Source organism: Streptomyces sp. SAJ15 (genome assembly GCF_007595705.1).
Classification (GTDB): domain Bacteria; phylum Actinomycetota; class Actinomycetes; order Streptomycetales; family Streptomycetaceae; genus Streptomyces.
In genome coordinates this window covers 1040636-1056592 of the sequence record NZ_NISY01000001.1, presented here as the reverse complement: position 1 = coordinate 1056592, position 15957 = coordinate 1040636, and the positions used below count along the sequence as shown (strand labels likewise).

Genomic DNA, 15957 nt, shown 5'->3' with positions numbered 1-15957 from the left:
ATCACTCCTCCCCCAGGATCTGCGGCACCTTGAAACGCTGCTGCTCCTGGGCGGGGGCGCCGGAGAGCGCCTCCTGCGGGGTCAGCGACGGACGGATCTCGTCCGGACGCATGACATTGGTCAGCGGCAGCGGGTGGGAGGTCGGCGGAACGTCTTGGTCGGCGACATCGGAGACGCGGGCGACCGCGCCGATGATGTCGTCCAGCTGACCGGCGAAGTGATCGAGCTCTTCGCCCTTCAGCTCCAGGCGCGCCAGCCGGGCGAGGTGGGCGACCTCCTCGCGCGTGATGCCAGGCATGCAGCGATCCTCAGGGTGAGTGTGGAGTGTTTCGCGGCCAATCCTATGGCGCGGGGCCCGATCCGGGCGAAACGCTTTCGGCTGCCGCCGTGGCTTGCCCCTCGAAACGGCCCCCGCCCGAGCTCCGCCCGCGACCCGTTCCCGCTCGTGTCCGGGGCCCGTCCCCCCGCGTACCGGGCTCCGCGCGGGGGCCGTTTCCGCCCGTGCCCGGGGGCCGTTTCGGCCCGTGCCCGGGGGCCGTTTCGGCTCGTGTCCGCGGGCCGTTTCCCCTCGTTCCCGGGCTGCGCCCGGGGGCCGTTTCCCCACCCGCCCGCCCGTCACTCCGGTCCGCGGCCTCGTCCCGAGCGGGCACCCCGGCCCCTCACGGCGGGGCCTCACAGGGCCGACACGCCTCGCCCCCTGCCCGCCTGCCACTCCGGACCCACCGCCTTGCCCCGAGCCGGCGCCGCCGGGCCCTCACCGGGGGCCCGACGGGGCCGATACGCCTCGCGCCTCCCAGGCCGCCCGCCACTCCGAGCCGCGACCTCGACCCGGGCTGGCGCCGCCAGGCCCTCACCGCGGGGTCCCACGGGGCCGATACGCCGGGCGCCTCCCTATCCGCCCGCCTGCCCGCCCGCCACTCCGAGCCCGCCGCCTTGCCCCGCGCCGGGCCGCCGGGCCCTCACCGCGGGGCCCGACGGGACCGACACGCCTCGCGCCGCCCTGGCCACCCGCACTCCAGGCCGCGGCCTCGGCCCGGCAGGAGGGGCCGGCCGCTGGCACGGGGGGATCGCCGCGCCGCTCCCCCCAACGGCCGGCGCAACCTGACCTCGCGCTGGGACGGGCGGCCCGAGTCCGTCATGGCCGGATCCCCGGCAGGACCACCCTCGCTCCGAGCTTCCGCCCTGCCCCTCTCCTTCTCGGGCCCTCACCCCAGGCAGGCTCTGCGCGCCCGGCACGCAGCCGTCGCCCGTGCATCGCTGGCTGGCCAGGGCTCATGTGGGCGCCGGTGGGGATGGGCGGAGTAGCGCCCCGCGTCCGCCCCCAGGGGCAACGCCGCGGGCCGGGGCAACGGGCGGGTGGACGGGCGAAAGACGAGGTCGACGAGGGCGCACCGGGGGGCCACCCCGCCGAGAGGACCGGACCCGCCCCGGGGGCAACGCCGCGGGCCGGGGCAACGGGCGGGTGGGTGGGCGAAAGACCTCGGGCGAAGAGCGCGCACACCGGACGACCCCGCCGACACGACGAGGCCCACGCCCCTCACGTCACCGGCTGATCGGCGTCCTCCGTAGGAGCGACCACATGCGCCCCCTCACCCCGGGCCCGCAACCAGGCCGTGGTCTCCTCCGGCGGCATCGCGGCCGCGACCAGCCACCCCTGGACCGCGTCGCAGCCGAGGTCCCGCAGCCGCTCCCAGGTCTCGTCGTCCTCGACCCCCTCGGCGACCACGAGCAGCCCGAGGGAGTGCGCGAGGTCGACCGTACAGCGCACGATCTCGGCGTCCTCGGTGTCGACGGCGAGCCGGGCCACGAAGGAGCGGTCGATCTTGAGCTCGCTGACCGGCAGCCGGCGCAGATGGACCAGGGAGGAGTAGCCGGTCCCGAAGTCGTCGAGGGACATCTTCACCCCGTGCCCGGTGAGGCCGGCGAGCGTGTCGGCCGCGCGCTGCGGGTCCTCCAGCAGCACATGCTCGGTTATCTCCAGCTGCAGCGCCCCCGGAGGGACCCCGTGCCGGGCCAGTCGGCCGGCGACGGCGCCGGCGAAGCCGGGGGTGTGGACGTCGCGGGGCGAGACGTTGACCGCGACGGGCACCTCCAGGCCGTCGGCCCGCCAGCGGGCGACCTGGCCGAGGGCGGTCTCCAGCACGTACTCGGTGAGCCGGGGCATCAGCCCCGAGCTCTCGGCTATCGCGATGAACTCGTCCGGCGGCACCCGGCCCCGGTCCGGGTGGACCCAGCGCACCAGCGCCTCCAGCCCCGCCACATGGCCGTCGAAGCCCACCTTGGGCTGGTAGTGCAGTTCGACGTCGCCGGCGTCCAGCGCCCGCCGTAGATCGCCCAGCAGGCCGAGCCGGTCCGGGGTGTTGCCGTCGCGCCGCGCCTCGTACACCTCGGCGCCACTACGGTCCCGCTTGGCCTGGTACATCGCCACATCCGCGCGGCGCAGCAGCCCCTCCGCGTCCAGCGCGTGGTCGGGGTAGACGGCGACACCGGCGCTGGCCTCCAGGACCAGGGTCAGTCCGTCCAGGTCCAGCGGCGAGCTGAGCGCGGAGATGAGGTGGCGGGCCACCCGCTGGGCGCTGGTGAGCGAGTCCGCGACGGGCAGCAACACGGCGAACTCGTCCCCGCCCAGCCGCGCCGCCTCCGCACCGCGTGGCAGTGCCAGCCGCAGCCGCTCGGCTATCTGCAACAACAGCCGGTCACCGGCGAGGTGACCGAGTGTGTCATTGACGGATCGAAACCGGTCAAGGTCGATCAGCACCAGTGCGGCACGGGCTTCCTTCTGCTCGGCCTCGTCCAGCGCGGTCCAGGTGCGATCCAGCAACCACTGACGGTTCGGCAGCCCGGTCAGCGGATCACGCAGCTGCTCCTCGGCCCGGACCCGGGCGATCCACAGCGTGGAGTCCAGGGCGATTAAAGGCACCGCGAACAGCGGCAGCATCAGCGGCCGGTGCACCGCCACCACCACGATCAGCGGTGCGATGCCCAGCAACGCGACACCCACCAGGGCCTGCCGGGCCAACGCCGCGCGGGCCACGCTCCGCAGCCCCGCACCCGGCGGCGCCATCGCGTACCACAGCAGGGCGCGGGTGACGAGCAGATAGCCGAAGGCGGCCAGGGCTATCTGGGGGGCCGCGTACAGTCGCCAGTCGTCCGGGTGCCAGGGGTTCTCAACCGAAGGGACGGTGCCGAAGACCGCCAAGGCCACCGCGGCCGCCCCGATGCCGAGGATGTCGACCGCCCCGTGCAACAGCGCCTGCCGCCAGCGGTGCCGGCGCGCCGCGCCGACCAGCACCACGACCGCCAGGCTGATCAGCGCGGCGGGCAGCCAGCCGTACAACAACAGGGCGGCCAGGGTTAACGCGGCCCCCGAGCCGGTGCCGCCCCACCAGCGGTCACGGCCGAGCGCCACCAGATGACCGACGATGATGCCGGTGAGGACGGCCAGGGACCAGCCGACGGTCCCGTCGGGGAACAAAGCGTTCTCCGCCTCGAACACCCGGAATATCCCGGCCCCGAACGCGAGCGTGGCCGCCACCACCGCCGCCGGAGGCAGCACGGACGACAAGGTCAGCTCGGTGGGTGGCGCAAGACGGCGCAGCCGCGACGCCGGGGCGGCGCTGTCGGTCGGTTTCATACCCGTCCCTCTCACAGCCGGCGGTGCCCGCGCCACGGCAGGCGCACACCTCAACAGTAGGCCGCAGAAGGCTACGGCGGGCGGCGATCGGCTGCGGTTGCCCGAATGCCACCCGGCCTTCCATAACCATCTGATATGAGCTGTCAGGGTGATGCCCGCCGGTCGTGGCCGGAACTACTCGGTCCACCGACGGGCCCCCCTTCGGTGCCGTAAATGGCCTCAGAACCGTAGGGCCGCTACTGCTCGGCTTACCGCCTCGCCCTACTCCTAATGGCTGACGCCGGCCCCCTCCCTTCTTTGGGGGCTCGGTTCGCCTCCGGGCGCTGTAAGCGACTGCCGACGGTCGACCGTGCTCGACCACTCGTTCCTCGCGGCCTCCGCGCGCGCTCTCCCTTTCGGCAGCCGCGCGCCCTTCGGCTCACTCGCCGGCCCGCACGGGGCCGGAGTGCGTCCGCAGCGGTGCGGCAGGGGGCCGCGAGCTCACCGCTCGTGCCACGCGGCCTCCCCGCGTCCTTCGGCGGACCCGGCCTCAAGGGCCGGGCCGCGGCCTACTCCCCCTCTTCGTCGCCCGGGACCGGCACCCGGGCCTCACGGGCGGCGTCCGGCCCGTCGGAGAGCAGCACGCCGAAGCCCTCCTCGTCGAGGACCGGCACCTTCAGCTGCATGGCCTTGTCGTACTTGGAGCCCGGATTGTCGCCAACCACCACGAAGTCCGTCTTCTTCGACACGGATCCGGTCACTTTCGCGCCACGCCGCTGGAGCTCCTCCTTCGCCCCGTCGCGCGTATACGACTGCAGGGTGCCGGTGACGACGACGGTGACGCCCTCCAGCGGGCGGGGACCCTCGTCCTCGCCGCCCTCCTCCTCCATCCGGACCCCGGCGGCCCGCCACTTCTCGATGATCTCGCGGTGCCAGTCCTCGGCGAACCACTGCTTCAGCGAGGCCGCGATGGTGGGGCCGACGCCCTCGACGGCCGCCAACTCCGCCTCGTCGGCCTCCGCGATCCGGTCGATGGAGCGGAACTCCCGGGCCAGCGCCACCGCCGCCACGGGCCCCACGTGCCGGATGGACAGACCGGTGATGATCCGGGCGAGCGGACGCTGCTTGGCCGCCTCGATGTTGGCGAGCATGGCCAGGGTGTTCTTCTTCGGCTCGCCCTTCTGGGTGGCGAAGAAGGTGACGATCTTCTCCTCGCCGGTCTTCGGGTCGCGCTTGGGCAGACCGCTGTCCGGGTCCAGGACATAGGACCGGATCGGCAGCAGCTGCTCGACGGTGAGGCCGAACAGATCACCCTCGTCGCGCAGCGGAGGGGTGGCCGGCTCCAGCGGCTGGGTGAGCGCGGCGGCGGCCACATAGCCGAGGTTCTCGATGTCCAGGCACTTGCGGCCGGCCAGGTAGAACAGCCGCTCCCGCAACTGGGCGGGGCAGGAGCGGGCGTTGGGGCAGCGCAGGTCGATGTCGCCTTCCTTCATGGGCTGCAGCCCACTGCCGCACTCCGGGCACTCGGCCGGCATCACGAACTCCTGCTCGGTGCCGTCCCGCAGGTCCACCACCGGGCCGAGGATCTCGGGGATCACGTCGCCCGCCTTGCGCAGCGCCACCGTGTCGCCGATCAGCACGCCCTTGGCCTTGACCACGTCCTGGTTGTGCAGGGTGGCGAACTCGACCTCGGAGCCGGCCACGGTGACCGGCTCCACCACCGCGTACGGCGTCACCCGGCCGGTGCGGCCGACGCCGACCCGGATGTCGACCAGCTTGGTGTTGACCTCCTCCGGGGGGAACTTCCAGGCGATGGCCCAGCGCGGGGCCCGCGAGGTGGAGCCGAGCCGACCCTGGAGCGGGATCTCGTCCAGCTTGATCACGGCGCCGTCGATCTCGTGCTCCACCGAGTGGCGTCCCTCGCTGTCGCCGTAGCGCGCGATGAAGGCCCGCACGCCGTCCAGCGAGTCCACGACCTCGTGGTGCGTGGAGGTCGGCAGGCCCCACTCGCGCAGCAGCTCGTAGGCGTGGGACAGGCAGTCGATGTCGAAGCCGTCACGGGCGCCGATGCCGTGGACCACCATGTGCAGCGGGCGGCCGGCGGTGACCTTGGGGTCCTTCTGGCGCAGCGAGCCGGCGGCCGCGTTCCGCGGGTTGGCGAACGGCGGCTTTCCGGCCTCCACCAGGCGCGCGTTGAGCTCGTCGAAGCGCTCGCGCGGGAAGAACACCTCGCCGCGGATCTCCACCAGCTCCGGGATCCGGTCGCCCTTGAGCCGGTCGGGGATCTCGGCGATGGTGCGGACGTTGGGCGTGATGTCCTCGCCGGTGCGGCCGTCGCCACGGGTGGCGGCCCGCACCAGCCGGCCGTGCTCATAGGTGAGGTTGACCGCGAGGCCGTCCACCTTCAGCTCGCACAGGAAGTGGTACGAGGCGGCGCCGAGCTCCCTGGCGATGCGGTCCGCCCAGCCGGCCAGCTCCTCGTCCTCGAAGGCGTTGTCCAGGCTGAGCATCCGCTCGCGGTGCGCGACCTCGGTGAACTCCGTCTCATAGGAGCCCGCGACCTTCTGGGTCGGCGAGTCGGGCGTGCGCAGCTCCGGATACTCCTCCTCCAGGGCCTCGAGTGAGCGCAGCAGGGTGTCGAACTCCGCGTCGCTGATGACCGGGGCGTCCTTGACGTAGTACCGGAAGCGGTGCTCCTCGACCTGCTCAGCGAGCTGGGCGTGCTTCTCCCGCGCCTCGGCGGGCACCCCCTTCATCTGCTGTCCGCCAGCCACCGTTGTCGTCCTCCCGTTACTCAGGGTTGTCAGCGAGCGATCTCGCGGCCCGGGCGCAGTGGGCGAGCGCGGTGCGCGCGTAGGCGGGCGAAGCGCCCGCGAGCCCGCACGCCGGAGTGATCACCACGGAGTCCGCGAGGGTCTCCGGCGACAGCCCCAACCTGCGCCACAGCGTCCTGACACCCATGACGCTACCGGCAGGGTCTGACAATGCGGCGTCCGTGCCGGGCACCGCGCCGACGAAGAGGGTGGTGCCGCCTTCTACGGCCTCCCCGATGGCTTCCTCCTCACGCTCGGTGAGGAGCGAGAAGTCGAAGGAGACGGCGGCGGCCCCGGCCCGGCGCAGCAGCGCGAAGGGCACCCGCGGGGCGCAGGAGTGCACCACCACGGGCGCCTCGGCCGCCGTGCCGACCGCGATCAGATCGCGCAGCGCTCCCTCCACCACGCCGCGGTCCACGGCCCGGTGGGTGCGGTAGCCGCTGGCGGTGCGCACCTGCCCGCTCAGGACGGCGGTCAGCGAGGGCTCGTCCAGTTGGAGCGCCAGCCGGGCACCGGGCACCCGGCGGCGGACGTCCGCCAGGTGGTTGCGCAGCCCCTCGGCGAGCGAGCCGGCCAGGTCCCGGCAGGCGCCCGCGTCGCTCAGCGCGGCCTCGCCGTTGCGCAGCTCCAGGGCGGTGGCCAGGGTCCAGGGGCCCACGGCGGACACCTTGAGCGCGCCGGTGTACCCCTGGGTGAACTCCTCCAGCGCGTCGAGGTCCTCGACCATCCAGGACCGGGCCCGGCGGGTGTCCCGGCCCGGCCGGTCGCTGACCCGCCAGCCGCTGGGCTCCACATGCGCGTACACATCGACCAGCAGCCCGGCGGTGCGTCCGATCATGTCCGCGCCGGGGCCCCGCGCGGGCAGCTCCGGCAGGTACGGCAGCGACTCCAGCGACCCGGTGACGGTCTTGACCGCCTCCCGCGCGTCGCCGCCGGGCATCGATCCGACGCCGCTCGCGGCGCCGGCGCCCCAGATCTGCGTGTTGGTGCTCTTCTCGCTCACCCCGGAAGCCTACGAGCCCGGGAGCCGATGCGGGGAACTCGTGCCCGCGCGGAACCTACCCCGCGTCCGCGACGGGCCGCGCCCCCGATGCCGAGGCCGGTGTTGAACAGCGACAGCAGAACGGCGAGCGCCCGGTACGGCGTCTCGGGGGAGACGGCCAGGGCGAGGGCGAGCGGGCCGACGGCGGCGTAGAGGAGGGAGCCGGCGAGGGCGGCGCGGTGCGACACCCGATGGCCCCGCCGGGCGTAGAGGATGTTGCCGACCAGGAAGAGCAGTCGGGTAAGGGCCTCCCGGCCGGTCGATCGGCCGGGAGGGCCCGGAGCCTCTTCGCTAGGCGCGCCCCAGCGCCCGCAGCAGCTGTTCCCGCAGTTGCTCCCGCCCCTCCGCGGGGAGGTGGTCGAGCGGGGAGTCCTTCCCTATCCGGCGCAGCAGGTCCAGTCGGAGCTCGCGCCCCGCCTCGGTGAGGACGAGTTGTTTGGCCCGCCGGTCCGTGGGGTGCGGTCGGCGCACCACCAGCCCCTGCTTCTCCATCTTGTCGATGACGTAGGTGACGTTGGGCGGCTCGCAGCACATCACCGCGGCCAGCTCCCGCGCCGTCCGCGGCTCCCCCAGCTCCTCCAGGGCCTTCGCCTGGGTGGGGGTGAGGTCCAGCTCCGCGATGCGGCTGCGCTGGTGCGCGTCCATGCGCCGGGACAACTCGGTGACCAGCCCTCGGATCTCTCTGACCCCGCACCCCATCCGCGCCGCGGTGGCCTTCGCTTCGCTGCTCATCCGGCCAGCGTACGTCGGCCGGTCGGCGACGGGCTCAGCCGCGCGGCCGTACCGACAGGTCGGTGATCTCCGCGTCACGCGGCAGGTCCAGGGCGGTCACCACGGTGGTGGCTACCGACTCGGCGTTCATCCAGCGCTCCGGGTCGTACTCCTTGCCCTCCTGCTGGTGCACCTTCCGCTGCATCGGCGTCGCGGTGCGGCCCGGGTAGACGGTGGTCACCCGTACCCCGTTGTCGCTCTCCTCCCCGCGCAGCGCGTCGGCCAGCGCCTTGAGCCCGTGCTTGCTGGCGGCGTACGCGCCCCACTGGGGACTGGTGCGCAGACCGGCGCCGGAGTTGACGAAGACGACCTGCCCCTGGGCGAGCCGCAGCTGCGGCAGCAGCAGCCGGGTCAGCTCGGCGGGGGCGACCAGGTTGACGGCGAGCTGCTGGTTCCAGATCTTCGGGGTGAGGTCGCCGACGCTCCCCAACTCGAAGACACCGGCGACATGCAGCAGCGAGTCCAGCCGGTCCGGCAGCTCCTGGTGGCTCAGCGCCCAGGACAGCCGCTCCGGCTCGGCCAGGTCTCCGACGAGGGTCCGGGCGCCGGGGAACCGCGCGGCCAGCTCCTTGGCCCGCCCGGCGTTCCGCGCGAACAGCCACAGCTGGTCGCCCCGCGCCGCCAGCCGCTCGGCCACGGCCGCGCCGATGCCCGACCCGGCCCCAGTGATCAGATGCGTTCTCATGCCCCCAGCTTGCCGCACCACTCCCCACCGGCGGCGACCATACGCAGGTCCGATAAACGTGACCTTTCCGCCCCGCGAGCGTTCTCGTGGATGGCTACGCTTGCTCGCACGCATGCAAGCCGTGCCCAGGCAGAGGCTGAATGCGAGGGGAGGGGCACACCATGACGGCGCAGATGGAGGTCCCTGTGATGACCGAGGCGATGCGGCACTTCGAAGAGATCGACGCCGCGTTCCCGGACCTCAGGGCCGAAATGATCGACGGAGAGATCTACATCAGCACCGTGGTTACCAGCGCTCACGGCAATATGGTTCTCACCATTGCCGCCCAGCTCTTGTCCAAGTGGTTCGTCATGACCGAGGTCGATACCGTCTACGAGGGATGGCACGGAGAGACCTTCCTCCGCCCCGACATCTCCGTAGCGGACCCCTCCTTCCGCGGCACCCGACTCAGGCAGTTCCCGGCCGAAGAGATCATCCTCGCGATTGAGGTCGTTTCGGAGTCCAACCCCGAGAACGACACCCGGAAGAAGGTCAGGAAGTACGCCCAGGCCGGCATCCCCTTCTACCTGGTCGTCGACCCCATCACCGGCACCTGCCTGCTGTACTCCCTGCCCGAGGGAGAGGGCTACCGCGCGACGCTGGAGACCGACTTCGGCAAGCCGGTGCCGATCGGTGAGCCGATCGACACCACGCTCGACACGTCGGCGCTCTACACGTACTAGCGAGCAGGCGCCGGTTCAGGGGCCGCTCTCCGGTGTCGCCTCCTCCGTAGCCACCGGCCCCGTCGTCGTCGGCGGATCGGTGACCTCGGTCGGACCGCCGGTATCGGTGGGCGAGTCCGTCGGTGACGGCCCGTCGGTGGTCGGGGCGGTCGGTTCGGGGGTGGCCTCCGGGGCGGCGACGACCAGCGTGACCGTGGTGTCGGCGCCCGGCTCGATCGGGGTGCCGGCATCCGGAGTCTGGGAGAGGACGGTGCCGGGGGTGTCGATGGAGGAGGTCTGCTCGATCACCTCGACGGTCAGGCCGGCGTCCGCCAGCGCCTGGGTGGCCTTCTCCTGGGACCACCCGACGACCGACGGGACGACGCCCGCGGTGGAGGGCGGACCGGTGGTGGGCGGGGGCGGCGACGTGGTCGTGGTGTCGCGACCGCCGCCGACGGGGCGTTCGATGACCTGGTCCGGACGCTCGACGTCACGGAGGGCGAAGCGCTTGACCGGCCGGTCGCCGGGGCGGACGACGACGTCCTTGTCCTTGTCGTGCTTCCAGCGCCCTCGGTCGGGGATCTCGACCTCGATCTCGTCGAGGCTGGACTCGGGCTCCCCCAGCGGGTTGCCGCAGTTGCACTTGACCACCGGGACGCCGCGGCGGTCGATGAGGACCGCGATGCCGGCCTGGAGGAGGGCGTCGTACGGATCGGCCTTGCCGTTCTTGAAGCGGTGGTTGCGCACGAGCGTGTCGTTGCCGAGCAGCACGGGCGTCAGTTTGTCGACGTAGCCCTCGATCTCGTCGACGTCGATGCCCAGCACGTCCGCCCACGCCGCGGCCTTCCGCCGGTTGTCCGGGTCCCGCAGGAAGCCCACCAGCTCGGCGATCTCGCAGACCTTGTGGCTGAGGCTGCCGCCGAAGAGCCCACGCTTCGTGCCCCGCTGCTCGCCGCCGTGGTTCCCGGGGCGGACGCCGTCCCGGTCACCGCCGCCCAGGGAGAAGAAGGGCAGTTCGGCGACGATCCCGACGGCCTCCGCGGCGACCAACGCCCCTCTCGCCTGGGGGCCGCATCCGGTGGCCAGGAGCGCGAGGCCCAGCACCACACCCACCACGGCGGATATCCGCCGCCTCAGAACGTTTCGAACATGACGCGAATGCATATTGCACTCCCCCGATCGCGAGGAGTACAGGGTCCACCTCTGACAAAATCGCTAGAGCGGGTTTTGCCAGCCGTTTAGGCCATGTGCGATACGCACGGAGAAGAGGGGCTCAGACCGCGGCTTCCGCCGTCGCCCGCCGGGTGGTGGCGATGGTGGCCGAGCCGACCACACGGGTGCCGTCGTAGAGCACGATCGCCTGGCCCGGGGCCACGCCCCGCACCGGCTCGGCGAAGGAGACCCGCAGCTCGGTGCCGTCGATCAGCTCCGCCGTCACCTCGGTCTCGCCGCCGTGGGCGCGCAGCTGGGCGGTGTAGCGGCCGGGGCCGGCCGGCGGCGCGCCGCACCAGCGGGGCTTGATGGCGGTGAGCCCCAGCACGTCGAGGGCGGCCGCGGGGCCGACGGTGACGGTGTTGTTCACCGGGGAGATGTCCAGGACGTAGCGCGGCTTGCCGTCGGCGGCCGGGACGCCCAGCCGCAGGCCCTTGCGCTGCCCGATGGTGTAGCCGAAGGCGCCCTCGTGGGTGCCGAGCCTGTTGCCCGCCTCGTCGACGATGTCGCCCTCGGCCCGGCCCAGCCGCGCGGCGAGGAAGCCCTGGGTGTCGCCGTCGGCGATGAAGCAGATGTCATGGCTGTCCGGCTTCTTCGCCACCGCCAGCCCCCGTCGCTCGGCCTCGGCGCGGATCTCGTCCTTGGTGGTGAGCGTGTCCCCGAGCGGGAACATGGCGTGCGCGAGCTGCCGCTCGTCCAGCACGCCCAGGACGTACGACTGGTCCTTGGCCTCGTCGGAGGCGCGGTGCAGCTCACGGCCGCCGTCCTCGCGGGTGACGATCGTGGCGTAGTGACCGGTGCACACCGCGTCGAAGCCCAGCGCCAGCGCCTTGTCCAGCAGCGCGGCGAACTTGATCTTCTCGTTGCAGCGCAGGCAGGGATTGGGGGTGCGCCCCGCCTGGTACTCGGCGATGAAGTCCTCGACGACGTCCTCGCGGAACCGCTCGGCCAGGTCCCACACGTAGAAGGGGATGCCGATCACGTCGGCGGCCCGGCGCGCGTCCCGGGAGTCCTCGATGGTGCAGCAGCCGCGCGCGCCGGTGCGGAAGGACTGAGGGTTGGCGGAGAGCGCCAGGTGGACTCCGGTCACCTCGTGGCCCGCCTCGGCGGCGCGGGCGGCGGCCACGGCCGAGTCGACGCCGCCGGACATGGCGGCGAGCACACGGAGGCGACGGCCGTCGCGGGGAGCGTTCGGATCGGGGGCGCCCGGGAAGTCAGTCATAGCCTCTCCAGGGTACGGGGCCGGATGAGGTCGACGCGCCCGAGATTCTCCCGCCGGGCCGCGACGCCCGGTCCGCCGCCGGGGCGCGACGCCGGCCCACCCGACTGGGACGCGCCGAGCCCCGCCGGGACCACTGCACGCCGTCACGATCACGAAGCCCGCCGCAGTGCGCGCGCGGACCGCTCCCCTCCGGTCACGGGCCCGCGGACGGCCCCCGCGCGGCCCCGGCGAGCCGTCCCGGCAGCCGCCCTGCCGCCACGACCAACGCGCGGGCCGCCTGGTAGTAGGCGTAGGCGGACCAGGCGAACGGCACATAGCCCAGATAGCCCGGCAGCGGCATGGCGAAGAGGTGCGGGGCGTCGTTCAGACCGGGCACGTCGTAGACCCAGCCGGTGCCGGCGCGGGCGTTCCACAGCTCCCACACCAGCCCGCACCCCAGCCCGGCCAGGGCCAGCACCAGGATGGTGTCCCAGCGGCCGCGATGGGCGTCGGACAGCAGGCTGGGCCGGCCGGCGAGCCGGTTCCCGGAGTCCAGGATCAGGAAGAGGGCGGGCCACACCAGCGGGTAGGTCACGCGCGGCCAGAGCGCGAGCGCCGCCAGCGAGGCGGCGCCGACCAGCATCAGGACGACCGGGGCGGCCGCGGAGAGCGGCAGTCGCGCGCCGCGCCTCGGCCGCCCCAGCGCGGGCAGCGAGCGCAGCAGCTCGGCGGTGACGCACAGCGCGGGCAGCACGGTGGAGAAGGAGAGCGTGGCGACCAGGTGCCACAGCACCGGCCCATGCTGCTCCCCGCCGCCGTAGGTGACGTACTCCCAGTTGCGCACCCACTGGTTGATCCCCTCGTAGATCCACCAGAAGGGCGCGGAGAGCAGGAAGAGGGTCAGGAAGGCGCGCCGGTCGCGGGTGAGCGGCGAGCTTCCGGTGCGCACCTCGACCAGCCCGTCCACGGTGAGGATGTAGCCCAGCCAGAGCGGGAAGAACAGCTCCTGCGAGAGGCCGCCGCGCACCAGCCAGTAGGCGGGCCAGCATCCGGCGATCAGCGCCGCGCCCGCCACCAGCCGCGCCGGAGGCCGACTTCGCGTCATGGGGCACTCCCTCCTCCCCTCCATCGTTAGGCGACGCGTGAGCGATACGGACACTACGGTCAGCCGGCGCCGTCTGCTGCTCGGCGGGGCCGCCGTCGCCGGGGTCGGCCTGGCCGGGTACGCGGCCCGGGACGGGCTGGAGCGGCTGTGGTGGCGCATGCCCGGGAACGACCGGCCGCGCCGACCGGGCGAGGTCGACCACCGGGACGCGGAGTGGGTGGCGGCCTCCGCCGCGAACTGGCGCCGGGCCGACCGGCCCTACGACTACACCATCGACCGGGTGGTGATCCATGTCGTCCAGGGCGGCTACGCCGACGCGCTGAAGGTCTTCCGGGACCCGGAGCACGGCGCCGCCACGCACTACGTGGTGCGTCAGGACGGTCGGATCGCGCAGACGGTGCGCGAGCTGGACGTGGCCTTCCACGCCGGCAACCGCGACTACAACGAGCGCAGCGTGGGCATCGAGCACGCCGGCTTCGTCGACCGGCCCCGCGACTTCACGGAGGCGATGTACCGGGCCTCGGCCCGGCTGACCGCCGGGATCTGCGCCCGCTACGACATCCCCGTGGACCGCGAGCATCTGATCGGCCATGTGGAGGTGCCCGGCACCGACCACACCGACCCGGGGCGCCACTGGGACTGGGACCGCTATCTGCGGTTGGTCCGCGCGGCGCGCGCCGGCACCCACTAGCGCCTCACCACGGCACCGGCCACCACCCCAGCGCAGGCCACCCCACGTGCCTGGTCCGCACCTGGTCCGACGCGCGCCGTTCGGCCCACCCAGACCGGCTCAGACCAGCTCAGGCCGGCTCAGGTCGACCCCGCTCAGCTCAGCCCCGCGCTGCGGGCCCGCGCCACGGCCGGGCCGATCGCCTCCGCCACCGCGTCGACGTCGGCCTTGGTGGAGGTGTGGCCGAGGGAGAAGCGCAGGGTGCCGCGGGCCAGCTCGGGGTCGGTGCCGGTGGCCAGCACCACATGACTGGGCTGGGCGATGCCGGCGGTGCAGGCCGAGCCGGTGGAGCACTCGATGCCCTGGGCGTCCAGGAGCAGCAGCAGCGAGTCGCCCTCGCAGCCGGGGAAGGAGAAGTGCGCGTTGGCCGGCAGCCGGCCGGCCGGGTCCGGGTCCCCGCCCAGCACCGCGTCGGGCACGGCCGCCCGGACGGTGGCGATCAGCTCGTCCCGCAGCGCGCCGACCTCGCGGGCGAACTCCTCGCGGCGCGCGGCGGCCAGCTCGCCGGCGACCGCGAAGGCGGCCACCGCCGGCACGTCCAGGGTGCCGGAGCGCACCTGCCGCTCCTGGCCGCCGCCGTGCAGCAGCGGTACGGGGGCGTGCTCCCGGCCCAGCAGCAGCGCCCCGATGCCGTACGGGCCGCCGATCTTGTGGCCGCTGACGGTCATCGCGGCCAGCCCGGAGGCGGCGAAGTCCACCTCGAGCTGGCCGAACGCCTGGACCGCGTCGGCATGCAGCGGCACGCCGTACTCCGCGGCGACGGCGGCCAGTTCGGCCACCGGCTGCACGGTGCCGATCTCGTTGTTGGCCCACATCACCGTGGCCAGGGCGACGCCGGCGGGGTCGCGGGCGATGGCCTCGCGCAGCGCGTCGGGGTGCACCCGGCCGTACCCGTCCACCGGGAGCCACTCCACGGTGGCGCCCTCGTGGTCGGCGAGCCAGTGCACGGCGTCCAGCACGGCGTGGTGCTCGACGGGGCTGGCCAGCACCCGGGTGCGGGCCGGGTCGGCGGCCCGACGGGACCAGTACAGCCCCTTGACCGCGAGGTTGTCCGCCTCGGTGCCCCCCGCGGTGAACACGACCTCGCTGGGGCGCGCGCCGAGCGCCGCGGCGAGCGACTCGCGGGACTCCTCGACGGTGCGGCGGGCCCGCCGCCCCGCGGCGTGCAGCGAGGAGGCGTTGCCGACGACGGCGAGCTGGGCGGTCATCGCCTGCACCGCCTCCGGAAGCATCGGGGTGGTGGCGGCGTGGTCGAGGTATGCCATGGTGTGACGATTCTACGAGCCGGGGCGGGGTCGCGTGAGAGCCCGGTCGGCCCACTCGCGCCCGCCCCGGACGGGCCGGGGCGGGGGCGAAGCCCCGTCAGCGGGCGTGCCCGGGGTGGACCGGCGGGCCGGGGTTCAGAGCTCCTCGGGCGTGGCCGAGCGGCGGTGCCAGGCGCGCGGGGCGCGCCAGCCGAAGCGCATGGCGAGCAGCCGCAGCACGAAGGCGGTGGCGGCGGCGATGCTGCTGTTGACCGCGTTCAGCTGCTCGAAGTGGATCAGCAGCGCGGCCATGGTGGAGCCGACGATGGCGGGCACGGCGTAGAGATCGCGGTCCCAGCGCAGCAGCGAGGGCACCTCGTTGGCGAGCACGTCCCTCAGCACACCGCCGCCGGCCGCGGTGACCAGGCCGAGCACGGCGGAGAAGGTGAGGCTGAGTCCGTATTCGTACGCCTTGGTGGTGCCGGCCACGCAGAACAGGCCGAGTCCGGCGGCGTCGAAGACCAGCACCGCGCCGTTGATCCGCTCCACCTGCGGGTGGAGGAAGAAGACGAGCACGGTGGCCACCAGGGGCATCAGGAAGTAACCCAGGTCGGTGAAGGCCGCCGGGGGCACGGCGCCGATGACCAGGTCACGAAGGAGCCCGCCGCCCAGCGCGGTGGCCTCGGCGAGCACCGCCATGCCGAACACGTCGAAGTTCTTGCGTACGGCGAGCAGCGCACCGGAGATCGCGAAGACGAAGATCCCGGCGAGGTCGAGTCCGTGCTGGACGGAGGGGGTGAACACATCGTTGAGCACCCGGCAATTCTGCCGGTCCCCGCT

At 73.3% G+C, this 15957-nt stretch carries 14 protein-coding genes; 2 read left to right on the top strand and 12 right to left on the bottom strand.

Translation table 11 applies throughout. The features are described from left to right. Position 1 precedes the first annotated feature (1 nt). From gatC to CD790_RS04605, 7 genes are all read right to left on the bottom strand, one after another. Entirely contained in the window at positions 2-298 is a 297-nt protein-coding gene (gene gatC, locus CD790_RS04635; protein WP_144381643.1) for an Asp-tRNA(Asn)/Glu-tRNA(Gln) amidotransferase subunit GatC, read from the bottom strand. A gap of 1239 nt (positions 299-1537) precedes the next feature. Further along, positions 1538-3634, bottom strand: coding sequence for a bifunctional diguanylate cyclase/phosphodiesterase (locus tag CD790_RS04630; RefSeq protein WP_144381642.1), 2097 nt, complete (start codon positions 3632-3634; stop codon positions 1538-1540). A gap of 548 nt (positions 3635-4182) precedes the next feature. Beyond that, a complete protein-coding gene (gene ligA / locus CD790_RS04625) occupies positions 4183-6369 on the bottom strand; it encodes an NAD-dependent DNA ligase LigA (protein ID WP_144381919.1) in 2187 nt (728 codons plus the stop codon). A 34-nt stretch (positions 6370-6403) separates the two neighbouring features. Next, the gene (locus CD790_RS04620) at positions 6404-7429 is read right to left on the bottom strand and encodes a methionine synthase (RefSeq protein WP_144381641.1); all 1026 of its coding nucleotides are present in this window, start codon (positions 7427-7429) and stop codon (positions 6404-6406) included. Beyond that, entirely contained in the window at positions 7426-7656 is a 231-nt protein-coding gene (locus tag CD790_RS04615; RefSeq protein ID WP_144381640.1) for a hypothetical protein, read from the bottom strand. The genes CD790_RS04620 and CD790_RS04615 overlap by 4 nt, the downstream gene beginning before the upstream one ends. Positions 7657-7759: 103 nt before the next feature. Next, positions 7760-8200, bottom strand: a complete 441-nt coding sequence (locus tag CD790_RS04610; protein ID WP_186318861.1) for a MarR family winged helix-turn-helix transcriptional regulator — start codon at positions 8198-8200, stop codon at positions 7760-7762. Between the two features lie 34 nt (positions 8201-8234). Beyond that, positions 8235-8924, bottom strand: a complete 690-nt coding sequence (locus CD790_RS04605; RefSeq protein ID WP_144381639.1) for an SDR family oxidoreductase — start codon at positions 8922-8924, stop codon at positions 8235-8237. A 161-nt stretch (positions 8925-9085) separates the two neighbouring features. Here CD790_RS04605 and CD790_RS04600 point away from each other — a divergent pair, with 161 nt between their 5' ends. Next, positions 9086-9646, top strand: a complete 561-nt coding sequence (locus tag CD790_RS04600) for a Uma2 family endonuclease (protein ID WP_186318860.1) — start codon at positions 9086-9088, stop codon at positions 9644-9646. 15 nt (positions 9647-9661) lie between these two features. Here CD790_RS04600 and CD790_RS04595 read toward each other — a convergent pair whose 3' ends face one another. The 3 genes from CD790_RS04595 to CD790_RS04585 form a co-directional block, all read right to left on the bottom strand. Beyond that, positions 9662-10741, bottom strand: coding sequence for a PASTA domain-containing protein (locus tag CD790_RS04595; protein ID WP_144381637.1), 1080 nt, complete (start codon positions 10739-10741; stop codon positions 9662-9664). Between the two features lie 157 nt (positions 10742-10898). Beyond that, positions 10899-12059 (bottom strand): tRNA 2-thiouridine(34) synthase MnmA, encoded by a 1161-nt coding sequence (gene mnmA, locus CD790_RS04590; protein ID WP_144381636.1) that lies wholly within the window; start codon positions 12057-12059, stop codon positions 10899-10901. Positions 12060-12252: 193 nt separating this feature from the next. After that, entirely contained in the window at positions 12253-13143 is an 891-nt protein-coding gene (locus tag CD790_RS04585) for a hypothetical protein (protein ID WP_144381635.1), read from the bottom strand. Between CD790_RS04585 and CD790_RS04580 the strand changes: the two genes are divergently transcribed. Then, a complete protein-coding gene (locus CD790_RS04580) occupies positions 13142-13834 on the top strand; it encodes an N-acetylmuramoyl-L-alanine amidase (protein ID WP_144381634.1) in 693 nt (230 codons plus the stop codon). The genes CD790_RS04585 and CD790_RS04580 overlap by 2 nt on opposite strands. A 134-nt stretch (positions 13835-13968) precedes the next feature. Here CD790_RS04580 and CD790_RS04575 read toward each other — a convergent pair whose 3' ends face one another. Next, a complete protein-coding gene (locus tag CD790_RS04575) occupies positions 13969-15138 on the bottom strand; it encodes a cysteine desulfurase family protein (RefSeq protein ID WP_144381633.1) in 1170 nt (389 codons plus the stop codon). Between the two features lie 135 nt (positions 15139-15273). After that, positions 15274-15933, bottom strand: a complete 660-nt coding sequence (locus tag CD790_RS04570) for a trimeric intracellular cation channel family protein (RefSeq protein ID WP_144381632.1) — start codon at positions 15931-15933, stop codon at positions 15274-15276. Positions 15934-15957 lie beyond the last annotated feature (24 nt).